Annotated in this window: 18 protein-coding genes; 2 read left to right on the forward strand and 16 right to left on the reverse strand. The window is 38.0% G+C overall.

What is annotated here, in order from left to right; all coding sequences use genetic code 11:
- Positions 1-17: 17 nt before the first annotated feature.
- Positions 18-512, reverse strand: coding sequence for a pantetheine-phosphate adenylyltransferase (coaD, locus tag ACLHDF_RS05790; protein WP_013058982.1), 495 nt, complete (start codon positions 510-512; stop codon positions 18-20).
- A 35-nt stretch (positions 513-547) separates the two neighbouring features.
- Positions 548-1,123, reverse strand: a complete 576-nt coding sequence (gene rsmD / locus ACLHDF_RS05795; RefSeq protein ID WP_413918270.1) for a 16S rRNA (guanine(966)-N(2))-methyltransferase RsmD — start codon at positions 1,121-1,123, stop codon at positions 548-550.
- A 592-nt stretch (positions 1,124-1,715) separates the two neighbouring features.
- Here rsmD and ACLHDF_RS05800 point away from each other — a divergent pair.
- The gene (locus ACLHDF_RS05800) at positions 1,716-2,102 is read left to right on the forward strand and encodes a methylthioribose kinase (protein ID WP_413917996.1); all 387 of its coding nucleotides are present in this window, start codon (positions 1,716-1,718) and stop codon (positions 2,100-2,102) included.
- A gap of 79 nt (positions 2,103-2,181) precedes the next feature.
- Here ACLHDF_RS05800 and ACLHDF_RS05805 read toward each other — a convergent pair whose 3' ends face one another.
- On the reverse strand, positions 2,182-2,457 hold the full coding sequence (locus tag ACLHDF_RS05805; RefSeq protein ID WP_013058985.1) for a YlbG family protein: 276 nt from the start codon (positions 2,455-2,457) through the stop codon (positions 2,182-2,184).
- 77 nt (positions 2,458-2,534) lie between these two features.
- Between ACLHDF_RS05805 and ACLHDF_RS05810 the strand changes: the two genes are divergently transcribed.
- A complete protein-coding gene (locus tag ACLHDF_RS05810; RefSeq protein WP_413917997.1) occupies positions 2,535-2,849 on the forward strand; it encodes a hypothetical protein in 315 nt (104 codons plus the stop codon).
- 5 nt (positions 2,850-2,854) lie between these two features.
- On the opposite strand, the gene ACLHDF_RS05815 is transcribed toward ACLHDF_RS05810, so the two are convergent.
- The 13 genes from ACLHDF_RS05815 to ACLHDF_RS05875 all read right to left on the reverse strand — a co-directional run bounded on the left by ACLHDF_RS05815 (position 2,855) and on the right by ACLHDF_RS05875 (position 13,016).
- Positions 2,855-3,301, reverse strand: coding sequence for a YlbF family regulator (locus ACLHDF_RS05815; RefSeq protein ID WP_413917998.1), 447 nt, complete (start codon positions 3,299-3,301; stop codon positions 2,855-2,857).
- Positions 3,302-3,401: 100 nt separating this feature from the next.
- Entirely contained in the window at positions 3,402-3,788 is a 387-nt protein-coding gene (locus tag ACLHDF_RS05820; protein ID WP_413917999.1) for a hypothetical protein, read from the reverse strand.
- 99 nt (positions 3,789-3,887) lie between these two features.
- Positions 3,888-4,124: a YlbE-like family protein gene (locus tag ACLHDF_RS05825; RefSeq protein ID WP_413918000.1), complete on the reverse strand. Its 237-nt coding sequence runs from the start codon at positions 4,122-4,124 to the stop codon at positions 3,888-3,890.
- Positions 4,125-4,129: 5 nt separating this feature from the next.
- Positions 4,130-4,540, reverse strand: coding sequence for a YlbD family protein (locus ACLHDF_RS05830; protein ID WP_413918001.1), 411 nt, complete (start codon positions 4,538-4,540; stop codon positions 4,130-4,132).
- An 82-nt stretch (positions 4,541-4,622) separates the two neighbouring features.
- Entirely contained in the window at positions 4,623-5,210 is a 588-nt protein-coding gene (locus ACLHDF_RS05835; protein WP_413918002.1) for a DUF1405 domain-containing protein, read from the reverse strand.
- 133 nt (positions 5,211-5,343) lie between these two features.
- Entirely contained in the window at positions 5,344-6,111 is a 768-nt protein-coding gene (locus ACLHDF_RS05840; RefSeq protein ID WP_013058991.1) for a menaquinol-cytochrome c reductase cytochrome b/c subunit, read from the reverse strand.
- A gap of 110 nt (positions 6,112-6,221) precedes the next feature.
- Positions 6,222-6,896 (reverse strand): menaquinol-cytochrome c reductase cytochrome b subunit, encoded by a 675-nt coding sequence (gene qcrB / locus ACLHDF_RS05845; protein ID WP_013058992.1) that lies wholly within the window; start codon positions 6,894-6,896, stop codon positions 6,222-6,224.
- A gap of 3 nt (positions 6,897-6,899) precedes the next feature.
- On the reverse strand, positions 6,900-7,400 hold the full coding sequence (locus ACLHDF_RS05850; RefSeq protein WP_413918003.1) for a ubiquinol-cytochrome c reductase iron-sulfur subunit: 501 nt from the start codon (positions 7,398-7,400) through the stop codon (positions 6,900-6,902).
- Positions 7,401-7,604: 204 nt separating this feature from the next.
- Entirely contained in the window at positions 7,605-8,063 is a 459-nt protein-coding gene (locus ACLHDF_RS05855; protein ID WP_413918004.1) for a YpiF family protein, read from the reverse strand.
- A gap of 117 nt (positions 8,064-8,180) precedes the next feature.
- Positions 8,181-8,726, reverse strand: a complete 546-nt coding sequence (locus ACLHDF_RS05860) for a ReoY family proteolytic degradation factor (protein WP_413918005.1) — start codon at positions 8,724-8,726, stop codon at positions 8,181-8,183.
- A 97-nt stretch (positions 8,727-8,823) separates the two neighbouring features.
- On the reverse strand, positions 8,824-10,080 hold the full coding sequence (locus tag ACLHDF_RS05865) for a tetratricopeptide repeat protein (protein ID WP_413918006.1): 1,257 nt from the start codon (positions 10,078-10,080) through the stop codon (positions 8,824-8,826).
- 524 nt (positions 10,081-10,604) lie between these two features.
- On the reverse strand, positions 10,605-11,894 hold the full coding sequence (gene aroA, locus ACLHDF_RS05870; RefSeq protein ID WP_413918007.1) for a 3-phosphoshikimate 1-carboxyvinyltransferase: 1,290 nt from the start codon (positions 11,892-11,894) through the stop codon (positions 10,605-10,607).
- Between the two features lie 21 nt (positions 11,895-11,915).
- A complete protein-coding gene (locus ACLHDF_RS05875; RefSeq protein WP_413918008.1) occupies positions 11,916-13,016 on the reverse strand; it encodes a prephenate dehydrogenase in 1,101 nt (366 codons plus the stop codon).
- Positions 13,017-13,081 lie beyond the last annotated feature (65 nt).

Consider the following 13,081-nt stretch of genomic DNA (forward strand, 5'->3'; position numbering starts at 1 on the left):
TGACGTTCTTTTTTATCTTATTTTTGAGACAGCTGTTCAAATTTTTCCGCAAGTGCTTCTCTAACAGGGGGAGGAACCAATTCCGAAATATTCCCTCCATATTTAGCTACTTCTTTTACAATACTAGAACTTAAAAATGAATATTGATTATTTGTCATCATAAATAACGTTTCGATTTCTTTATCTAATACGCGATTTACAGATGTGATTTGCATTTCGTACTCAAAATCTGATACCGCACGCAAGCCTCTTAAAATGGTCTTTGCCTGCTTTTCTTTTGCATATTCCATTAATAATCCGCTGTACGACTCCACTACAACGTTAGGAAGTGATTTTGTTACTTCTTTCAGCAAAGCTACTCGCTCTTCCCCTGTAAATAAAGGACTTTTTGAAGAGTTATTTAAAACCACCACATAAATCGTATCAAATACATTTGCGCCTCGTTTAATAATATCAAAATGTCCATTTGTAACTGGATCAAAGCTTCCTGGACAAACAGCTATACTGCCCATACGTATCCCCTTTCTACACCTATCAGCTCATTGATTTATTCAACTGATTCTTCTTTTTTGTATGTATAAATAGAAACACCAATGATACCGTACGTTTCACTTTTTATTTTCTCAAATAAACCAATCTCATTATCTAACTGTACATCATGAGAATGCTCCGCTACAATAATTCCTGTTTTAGCTAGGAGGTTTTCTTCACTTACCGTTTCGATAAGCGCTTTCAACTTTTGTGCTTTATACGGCGGATCAAGCAAAAGTAAATCAACCGTCAGCTCCCTTTTCTTTATCGCTTTTAGTGCACGCTCTGCATCGTTTCGATACACTTCAGCACGGTCTTCTAATCGGCAAGATGCTAAGTTTGCTTTAATCGTCTGAATAGCTTTGCCATCACGATCCACAAAAATGACTTTATCTACTCCTCGACTTAGAGCTTCAATACCCAAGCCACCGCTTCCACCGAATAAATCAAGAGCTATTCCACCTTCAAAAAACGGTCCAATCATATTAAAAATAGCTTCTTTTACCTTATCTGTTGTAGGGCGGGTTGAGTATCCTGGAACCGCCTTTAACGCATGGCCTTTATATGAACCTGCTACTATTCTCATCCTTATCACTACCTTACTTTTACTTCCTTATTCTTCATTATCCTAACATATTTTGAATTACAAAGACTAGCAAAAATCCTTAATTTATTTAATGCTGTATACATTCTATATACTAACTCAACAGCTTGCTTTTACGATTAGTTTTCACAATTGTATCCTTAGATAAGCGGACTCTCCACCTACGAAGATCCTTTGATCTTTAGATTTTAGAAGATTTCCTTTCTTTAATATGTGATATTAAACGTAAATTTACCCTTTTCGTCTGTCATGTTATCAACTTTTTTGTTTTAAAAAGTGAATTTCACAAGACAGGTATATGAACGTTTAAAACGGACATACTGACTAGTAACAACATCATCTAACCGATGTTGTTGCCAACCGCGGAGAAGACTTACGTTTCCCCATAAGTTCTTCCTCCGGTTTCTCCTCTCCCTTTGCCTTCATTAAGGTGATTGTAATCATAGAGGTGATTACACCCCTTTATTGAAGGGCCCTACAATGAGTAGTTGTAGGGATTTTTTTATTTACTCTCAAAATATTCAATGATACATTAAACTACGTGAGTTTGCTTTTTTAATACATAGAGGGGGAAATACATATGATTCAGCGTTTTATTGAGCTAGGAGAAGGGTATTCAGATATTTATGAGCTGTTAGAGATTGTCAGAAATAACAAACACCGTCTTGCTCATCTTATTATGCTGCGAACAATAAAAGAAGATCGACAAGTAGCTTCTTTCGTCGCTGTCTTGAATCCAACAGATGAAGGGAATTTCCAACCGCTTTACGTTTGCCGAGAAGGAATTATTTTAAAACAAAACGACAGCAAGCGCGTTGAGTTATTTAAACAAGCTGCTGAGGAAGCAGAAAAAGAAATTGTAGTACTCGATGTCAAACCATCTACTACATTTCCAGAAACAGCGCTATACTATCAGCATCTTATTGGCATTTTACGAATGAACCGCTTTATTCCACCGATGCAATAATCTCATTCCATTCCCTGCACATCAGTGGGCTAGGGCAAGTAAAATAAAAAAAGGAATGTAAATCACATTCCTTTTTTGTTTAAATTCCTATCTTATAGTCATATTCCTTCGCTTTATCAGGCTTCGAATTTTCGAATTCCGTTTTTAAAAACGGTCGATAAGAAGGATCTACTTTCTTCACAAAAGGTAGAGACTGAAGTTTATGGATTGTTTTTTCAATGCCATCTTGGTTGCAGTATAAGACAACATACTTTAATTCTTTAGATACGTAATGTACATTTCCGTACTTTCGCAATGCTTTTGCTTGCTTAACAGAATGCACATACGCCACAATTCCTTGACGTTCAACAAACATATTTAGTTCCCCTTTTGCATACGTTATATTGGTTTTCTTTATCATAAATTCTTTTATATGAAGTAGGTGCTTTATGTATGAATTTAGATGATATGTGGATGCTCTTTCTTACTCATTTTAACGAGCACAGAGCTATTGAACAAGTCATTTTCAAAAAAATCACAAATATACCCTTTTTGTATATAAACACATCAATTGAGCGTAGAAAAATAGATGAGCTTCTAGAAGCTTCATCTATTTTTGCTACATCCAATACAAATGCTACGTGGCGCTCGACCTTTATTAGAAGTCAGCAGCTTACTTATGTCTATCAGCATAGATTTTACGTTCCACAGCGCAAAATGGCCTGCTGCGGAAATTCCTGTGCTGATTGCATTCGATTTATACAGTGAACGGCTTATGCGCTGCACCCACAGCTTCCACCAGATCCGCAGCCACCGCCGCAGCTGCTTCCCGTATCAAAAAATGGATTTCCTGTTGGTACTTTAATATGCTCAGAAACAGCTTGACCAATGATAACGCTAATTTCATCAAGCAGCTTTTGTAATTCATTTTCTGCTTTTTTGAAAGCAGCGATTGTCGCGTGCAAATCAACTTGACGCTTTACATCACGCACTTGTCTTGTAATGGTTTTATAATCAGGATGATATTTTCCAAATCGCTGAACATCCTCATACTGCTCCTTTATTTTCACAAATTCAGCAATTAATGCCTGTGCATGTGAATCTTTTTTTAATCTATATAAACATTGACGATAGTTCTCGGCTACGTCTGATTGTAATACCATGTTAGCTACGTGATCAGACTCATCGAGTAATTCAACAGTTCTCATTGTTGTCAGCATGGCTGTGCACCTCCGTTTTTATCTTATCACGTTTTGGATCTAAAGAAAAAGAACTTGCTAAAACAGCTTACACTGATTTATTACAAGTTCTACTTTTTAACTATATAATTTGAATCGTAAAGGTATTCCTCACTTGATAACTTTCTTCTTTAGATTTCATTAGTTCAATCGTAACAGTATGAGATCCTTTTGGAAGATCACTTAAAACAAAGGCTGCTTGCTTCATTTCTTTAAATGGTTTTCCATCTACTGTGATTTGAAGGAATCCACTCTCTGTTGAAAATGAAAAACCGCTTAGAATACATTCGACGTATACGTTCTGTCCTTTCACATGCTGATGTACCATCAGTAAAGGTTTTGTCTTCATTGCACCAAGAGTTTCAGCTGCACGGGGTTGAGAGGAAATGTTAGTTTCAGGTTTTGGTTTATCATGGTTGCATCCTAGAAGAGAAACTACACATAATGCCGTCGTTAATAGTAAGCGCATAGTACCATTCCTTTATCATTCGTTTCCCCATAGTGTTTACAAACTCTTTGTTTTTACTCATGACATACAAAAATCTCTGCATCGCTATGTATGCAGAGATCATTGATTTTTCATCGATTGAAACATATGAAACATCATGTTTGCCATTTGAATCGAATTCGAAAACTTTTCGACTTTATGAGGAATCGTTTGTTTGTAGTAATGTTTGGATTCTAATTCAAACTTCTCTAATTCTTCAGGATTTCTAGATAAGCGCCGGTACCACATTGGCTGTTCACGAACAAAATCATTGAGTTTAGGACGAGACTGCATATACTCATATACGTCTTTTCTCATTGTGTTTAATCTTTCCTAAAGCCGAATGGATTTCCTGGCCCGGAAGCTGCTCCTCCACCTGATGGCTTAGATGGTTGAAATTGTTGCAGTACTTGTTGGATATTCGAAATAGCTGAATTTACATTCGTGATATGATTTTGCATTTGATTCAAGTCCATGTTTTTCAGCGAGGATACAATTGTACCCATAATATCTTTTTTCTCCTCTGTTGCAGCAGCTGGTTCAGCCTTCACACTTTCTTCTGAACGATATGCCTCCCACATTGGATCTTCTGCACCGAATAAGTACCAATCTTCATAAAGCTCTTTCCACGTTTTTTGCTGTTTTCGAACCTGTTCCACTAATTTTGGATGTGATTTTACAAATTGTTTAAATTCAACAACGGACGGATGAAGCTCTCGTTTGGTTTCCTTCACAGTCACTCACCTCATACTTAAATATAGCCTACTATATCTTAGAAAAAGAGAGCTTGTTTGGTGCGCCTATTTCAAAAAATTTTTATAGCTGCTTTTTTGAAGAGGCACGAACTGTGAACCAGTATGTAATGAAAATAGATAAAATGCTCAGCCAAAACGTAAAATACCCAATTTCAGACATATACGCATTGAGCATACTGTACCTTGGCATCATAGAAAAAACGTAATCAATGATATCATTATGTACGGTCCATACGGCGGCAACGGCTAAATGCCATAATTTAATCCGATAAAACGGTACGTATAAAAGCCCTTGAAAGGCCATTGCTGCATGAGAAGCCATTAACATGAGCATCATCCAATCAACGTACCCTGTTAATACATAGACCAATATATTCATTACAACGGCCCAAATCCCATATTTGAACAGTGTGATCATTGCTAAAGCTTCAAATAGTGAAAAATGTTTTCCAAGTAAAAGACCGATAAGTACAATAACAAAAAACAAGCTTGCCGTTGGACTATCAGGCACAAATAATAAAAACTTCTTAGGTGTTTCTGCTAATTGACTTCCGTACCAAATATATCCATAAACTGTTCCTAGTATATTCACAATCAGCAAAAGCGTTAAAAACCGTTTATCTTTTAAGGTATACCACAACCAAGCCATTTAGAAAGCCTCCTTTACATTTGCTCTCTTCTTTATTATGTACAGTTTTTGGACAATAGCAAGCATCTATCTCATCGATGTAAAATACCATATTAAATAAATTCAAAAAAACCAGCCATTTGGCTGGTTTTCTTTATTCTTTTCCTAAGTTGCCGACAAATTCCGATAGCGTTTTCAATTCTTTATCTGACCCTTTGAAAACGCCTTTTGGCATATTACCTTTACCATTTTTTGCAATATTAGCAATTTCTTCAGGAGATAAATCAATTCCTGTTAAAGCCGGAGCTGCAGGGCCTCCCTGTAAGTTATCACCATGACAGGTTAAGCACGTTTGCTCTTGCATGATTTTGTAGCCTTCTGAATTTTTATCAATCGCTACTTCCTCTCTAATTTTCCCCTGCTCTTCACGTGCTTTCCAATCAACCTGTGTCGCTGACTGCCACGTTAGAAAAAAGACTGCGGCTATAGCCAAAAGCATGAATCCTGTTGCAAACGGCCTCTTAGCTGGTCTTCTTTCTGGACCTCTATCAATAAACGGAGCAAGCATTAATGCGCCAAATGCAATCCCTGGAATAATAAATGCACCTATAATATTATACGGACCTGAAGCAAACGAATATTTAAGCAATTGATATAGGAACAAAAAATACCAGTCAGGAAGAGGCAAGTAGCCCGTATCAGTCGGGTCGGCAATACGTTCAAGAGGAGATGGATGAGCGATAGTTAAACATAAATAACCAATTAAAAAAACTGCTCCTACCATCCATTCTTTTAGTAAAAAGTTTGGCCAGAATGCTTCTGTTTTCCCTGGAAATTCAGAATAATCTTTTGGAATATTGGGTTTTCGTTCTGCAGGAACACGTGAATCTCCAACAAACTTCATCCCTTTACCACGATGCATGTTCTCCCTCCTTTTTCTCACTGTTCTAGTGAAAGTACGAACAACGGAGTATGTGCTTGATGCATATGATGACTAGTGTGATTGACTACTTGAATAAAGCGTATAAAATTTTATAAAGGTCCTGAAATTCCTTGTTTACGAATCATTAAAAAGTGGGCACCCATTAAGCCAAGTAGGGCTCCGGGTAAAAAGAATACGTGAATGGCAAAAAAGCGAGTTAGTGTTTGAGCACCAACGATGTCTGGATGTCCTGAGAGTAATGTCTTCACTTGCTGGCCTATAATCGGTGTGGATTCAGCAATTTGCAAACCTACTTTCGTTGCAAATAGCGCTTTCATATCCCACGGCAACAAATAACCTGTAAAACCTAAACCTAACATAACAAAGAAAATTAACACACCCACAATCCAGTTTAACTCGCGGGGTTTTTTGTATGCTCCTTGGAAGAAAACACGAAGTGTATGTAAAAACATCATGACGATAACCAAACTTGCTCCCCAGTGATGCATACCTCGAACAATTTGTCCGAAAGCGACTTCATTTTGTAGATAATAAACGGATTCCCATGCATTTTTTATATCTGGTACATAATACATGGTTAAAAACATGCCTGATAAAATTTGGATAACGGTAACAAAAAACGTCAATCCACCAAAACAATACACAAATGCTGAAAAATGATGTGCAGGATTTACGTGCTCTGGCACTTCATGATCGGCCACATCTCGCCATAAAGGAGTAATATCTAGCCGTTCATCCACCCAGTCATAGATTTTATTCAACATCTTCTATGCCCCTCCTTGTGGTTTGGCTTTTCCTAGATATAACGTACCGCCTTTTACTTTTTGAACGTATACATCTAACGGTCCCATCGGCGGTGTCCCCGGTACATTTTTACCGCTTTTTTCATACATTCCCCCATGACAAGGGCAGTAGAAACGATGTGGATAGTTTTTGTCACCAGCCCAGTTAACCGTACAGCCTAAATGCTTACAAATTGGTGACAGCGCGACGATATCACCTTTATCAGTTTTATAGACCCAAGCCGATCTTGGTTCTTCTGATTTATGCCACGCATCAACTTGCTTGATTTTAAAATCGACACGTTTTGGCTCTTTCGTAAGATCTTTCACCTGTGCGACTGGTACTAAATCTTGGTCTGCTCCTTTTTCCAGAATTGGATCTACTGCAAAGCGCACCATTGGCATTAACATTCCAGCAGCCATGAATCCCCCTACACCAGTGAGCGTATAGTTTAAAAACTGTCGTCTTGATACCCGATCACCCATGCTTTTCCCCCCTTTAAAAAAGTTCAGTCCAGAGAATTTCGGACACATGATGGACCATTCTATTAAACTAGGACATAATCATGATATATTAATATTTCTGGAAGGTCAATACAATAAAAACCTAAAACATGGAAATAACCTTTATTTTTCTAAATTTTTTGTCATTATTTTGTTTGCGCTTTCATTGCTTATTTTATAGTCTTTTTAGATACTCCATTTCTCTACAAAAATCGGCAAGAGCTGTTGAACTTGTTCATGTATGAGCGTATACTTATGCGACTCATCTATATGCTCAAGCGGCAAAGCAGGTATCCAAATGCAGTGAGCCCTTATTTCTTTTTCGTACTGCAGCCAGTCTCGGTCGCTAGTAAGTACAAAAAGATGTTTTACTTCATTTTCATTTATATGCTCATTCCAACGAAGTAATGTTTCATAAACAGCAGCTACTCCATCTTTTTTTAAGTATGTAAAACTAGGTGTTAAAATCACTCTTCCTTTAAATTGCCTCTCTAACTCTTCAGTAAGGGCAGTGGTGTATTCACTCATAGATGCAGTAAGTTTTAAATCTTCTCCAAAATCAATTGGAATGAGTGGAACCAATACGGTATCAACATAACTTTTGGATTGTAAATACACATCCATTTCCTTGGCCTGCAGCTTCAACTTTCTTCTCCTCTCAGCAAGCTCGCTAAAGCTTGTCTTATTTATTTTCCAAAATGAATAAGGAGATAAAAAAAGAGATTGACTTTTTTCTTAGAAGCTAGCCAATCTCTCAGTTATCTACTGTACATAATGGTTATTTAAATATTCACTTAAGCGCTGAAATTCCTCTTTATCATTTTCATCTAATGCTTTATCAATTAGTTCCATAATTTTTGATCGTTGAAATTTTTGAATAGATTCTTCCAATATTTGCTCAGCTAATACTCTGTCTTTTTCATTTGTTTGATTAGCTTTTGGCATATACGGATTTTCTTCCAGTACAGCCACATATTGAGGCGATGAATATAACGATCGAAAGTTCAATTGAATATAAATGTCTTCTTCTCGATTCAAACGAATATCATGAAATGATTTTTCTGCATCGGTTGTCATGATATTTTCTTTATAAAAACGAAATGGAGGGTCTTCTACACAGTGCGTAGACATCACCATCCCGCGAGGACAAAACTGTGCTTGCTCAACGAAGTGAACTCGTTTCATCAGTTGATCATGGCTCATCAAATAATTTAAAATCCATACACATTCTCTTCGCTTCAGCTGGTAATTCGTTAAAAACCAGCGAACAAATTCTTTTTTCTCGTTGACAGTAACAGGGGTCGTCATATTCTCACTTCCCTCCTCTGTGTTTAAACTCTCAGTTAAAACACCTTTTACAATTATTTATTCCACACGGCAGCAATAAAATCCTCTGAACTATTATTTATTCTTCTAATTGAAATAATATGTCTTGAATTTCAACAGTTGTTGGATCTATTGCTAATAGTGCTTGGAAAATCTTCTTCGCTTTCGAGCGCTGTCCTTCTTCTAATAAGAAGTAGCCATACTCTTCTAAAAACGCATACTCTTCTTTAAAAACAGTGTATGCAGATTCGTAGTATTTTAGCGCTTCTTCATAATTTTCTAATTCTTGGTGAGCTTTTGCTAAATCCCATTCAAAATGAGGGTCATGCTCATTATATTCTTTGGCATGCTCGATATTCTCTACTACATCTTCATATCTTTCTTGACTCATATAAAGTTTAGAAAGCGTTAAAATGGCTTCAATATACCCTGGATCTAGTGCAATGGCTTGTTGGAATGCCGATTCAGCCTCTTCTTCTAGACCGCGCTTTAATGCAATCTTACCTTTAAAAAAGTATAGTTCTTTTTGAAATTCATCCTGTGCAATACCTTCGTTGACAGCGACCGCAGCCTCTTCTAACATCTCTTCATGTTCATATGATTTCGCTAGGTATAAATAAAGAGAATGATACTCACGGTCTAGCTCCTTTAGTTCTGTGAACTTTTCAATAGCGGTCTGATAATGACCTGCTTGATACGCTGAAATCGCATATTCAAATAGTGTGTTAATCTCAAGCTTATCTTTTAGCGCTTGATCAAAGTAAGGCAGCGCTTCTTCAAACTGGCCAATCCCTGCTAAACTTTCAGCTAATCGCTGACGAAGATCCGTGCCGTTAAATTCTTTTTCTGTTTTTAACAGCGTTTGATAAAAAGGAATTGCTTTTTGATAAATTCCTTGACTGCTGTAAAATTCACCGAGCCCAAAATCAATAACTGGTTCATTTGGAAGCATTTTTTTCGCTTCCATTAACTTTTGCTCACTTACTTCACTAAGGCCTTGCATTTGATATAAGTCAGCTACAAGAAGCAGAGCTGGCACGTAGTTATCATCTTTGCTGCTAATTTGATTTAAAATATGAATCGCTTCTTCCTCTTCTTCTAAATCAATCAGCATTTCAGCTTTTAATAGATACAGCTCTCCCTCTTCTGGGTATTTAATGATGAGTTCATCTATTAAAGGCAGCGCATCATTTACTAATCCCCACTCCTGAAGCTGTTCAGCCATTAAAAATTTTTCATCATCTGTAGCTTTATCTTTTAATTCATTAATAAGGGCAAGACCTTTTTCAATTTCATTGGATTCTACGTAACCTATCGCGCGGTCTAATTCTTTCACACACAATTCTCCTTTATTATTACATTCACTTTTTATATAAAAATAAAACGAATTAATTTTCTATTTTTCCAAACCCGAAGCAAGAACACATGCTTCTATACACCATGATAAAATAGTTTGAGCGTTTGTTCAACAAATCAATTTGAATACGCTTACATTTTTTCGGATGAAAACAACAGTGAGACATGACTACATCAATACAATCTAAAGACGAACAAATTGGATTAATAAGCTAATATGGATCGCCTGTTACACCGCTGTTGATTTCTGAGCAAGGCTTCGCTTTTCGCGGGCGGCCGGTGAGCCTCCTCGTCGCATACGCTCCTGCGGGGTCTCACCTATTCCGCTTTTCCCGCAGGAGTCTTCACCTTGCCCTTCAATCCACAGCTAGAAGCAATTACGTATATGAAACCTACGCTCACCAACCCAGTAAAAAATCCGAACGAGTTTGATTCTTCATCAAGAATATCAATTCATCGTTCGGATTTTCCTTCAACCAAAATGCGTTTGTCCCAGCTTCTTTCTTATTCGCCCAGTTTATCGAGATCTTCAAAGAAAGTAGGATAAGAGACGTGAATGGCCTCGCTTCTCTTTAGTGTTACATCTCCTGTTGCAATAGCTGCTGCCACCGCAAGCATCATTCCAATTCGATGATCTCCGTAGCTGTCTACTTCACCGCTTTGTAAGGCCGTCTTGCCTTCGATGATAAGTCCATCAAATGTTGGAGTAACGGAGGCGCCAAGCTTGCTTAGCTCCGTTGCAACCGTATCGATACGGTTGGTTTCTTTTACTTTTAATTCTTCGGCATCTTTAATAACCGTTTTCCCAGTCGCCTGAGTCGCCAAAAGAGCGATTACTGGAATTTCATCAATTAAACGAGGAATTAAATCGCCCCCGATTTCAATCCCTTTCAACTGAGATGTTTCAATCGTCAAATCGCCAATTGGCTCTCCATTTTGAATGCGCTCATTGGAAATGGTAAGGCTTGCACCCATTTGTTGAAGCACATCAATAATACCTGTTCTTGTAGGATTCAGTCCGACGTTTTGCAAAACAATTCGGCTGTTTGGGACAATAGCTCCTGCAACAAGAAAGAACGCAGCTGAAGAAATGTCGCCAGGTACGTATACATCCGTTCCACGAAGGGACTGTCCTCCTTCAATACTTACAGTCGTTCCATCTACCTCTACGTCTACTCCAAATGCACGAAGCATACGCTCCGTATGGTCACGTGATGTAAAAGGCTCGGTTACTTTTGTCGTGCCTTCTGCATGAAGTCCCGCTAGTAAAATCGCTGATTTCACCTGTGCACTTGCTACAGGTGAATGGTAATGAATTGCTTTTAAGGCTCCTCCTCGAGTGGATAAAGGCGTATATTGGCCATGTTCGCGCCCATCAATCTTTGCACCCATCGAGCGCAGAGGTACCGTAACGCGGCTCATTGGACGCTTGGCAATCGAATCATCTCCAATTAGAGACGTATGAAATGGCACACCTGAAAGAATTCCCAACATTAAGCGAGTAGTCGTTCCTGAATTTCCTACATCTAGGATGGAGACAGGTTCATTTAATCCTTCGATACCTTTTCCTTCCACTTCGACATATTCGCCTTCTCTTTTAATGGATACGCCCATCTTTTCAAAACACGAAATAGTACTTAAGCAATCTTCACCTGCTAAAAAATGATTAATCGTTGTTTTCCCTTTTGCCATCGCTCCGAACATAACGGCTCTGTGAGAAATCGACTTATCCCCAGGAATAGAAATTTCTCCTTGAAGAGATGAAAGATTAGTTTTTAATTGTTTTCCACTCATTTCATTCACACCTTTCGTACATTAAGAAATAAACGTCTGATATTGATGCTGATGGAGACACGCTCTTGCCCGCTTTCTATCTTCCTCCGTTTGAAAGCTCAAACGTAGTACTCCGTATATGTCTTCTCGTGTTTCTAAAATTCGAATGTTTGTAATACTGATTTCATCTTCTGCTAAATAACCCGTTACTTCTGAGATAATACCCGGATAGTCAGGAACATCCACATAGAGATCATAAAAGGATGGAATCGCTCCTTTGGTTCGTACAGGAAGCTGATCTCTGAATTGTTTCGCTTGTGAAAAATATGTATAGATATCATTCGCGTCTTTTCGTTCGATCATATTTCGCACGTCGTTCATTTCTTCAAGCCAGTGGTCAAACATCGAAAGAAGCGCATCTTGGTTATGAAGCAAAATGTCTCTCCACATCGCTGGACTGCTTGAAGCAATACGTGTAATATCACGAAACCCTCCAGCTGCAAGCTGCGAAACTAACTGATTGTCCTGTTGATAATATTCTGCTTGATGAACAAGGCTTGCCGCAATAATATGAGGAAAATGGCTAATGACACCTGCTAATTTATCATGTTCTTTTGGTGTCATCACAATAATTTTAGCTTTTGTACCGCTCAGCAATGTCTTTAAGCTGTCTAAAGCCTCCGAAGAAGTAGAAGATGAAGGTGTTAATACATACATTGCATTTTCAAATAAATGGGCTTTAGAAGCAGCTACTCCGCTTTTATGAGACCCAGCCATTGGATGGCCACCGATAAACTCAATACCTTTAGCAATCAGAGTTTCCGCTGTCTTCACTACCTCTTCTTTTGTACTTCCTACGTCTGTTACGATGACAGATTGTTTGAGCGTAAAATGCTCTAGCTGTTTTAGCACTTCCGCTGCTTGAGTAACGGGAATAGCAATAACAATATAGTCGGCTTGCTCAGCGCCTTGTTGCAAAGAAGAAGCCGCTTGGTCAATTACCCCTAGAGTTTTGGCAAGCTCCAGCTGCTCTTGATTAATGTCAAAACCTATTACATCAAGATGGTGATGCGTCTTTTTTATATTTAGCGCCAGCGATCCTCCAATTAATCCCAGGCCTATAACAAAAACATTTTCTTTCACTTTCCTTCACCTCATTGTACATATGAAGATGAGAGTGTGAAACCACACTCTCATCTTTTACTATA

The sequence above is a fragment of the Priestia megaterium genome, assembly GCF_046599315.1.
In the GTDB taxonomy this organism is placed as follows: domain Bacteria; phylum Bacillota; class Bacilli; order Bacillales; family Bacillaceae_H; genus Priestia; species Priestia megaterium_F.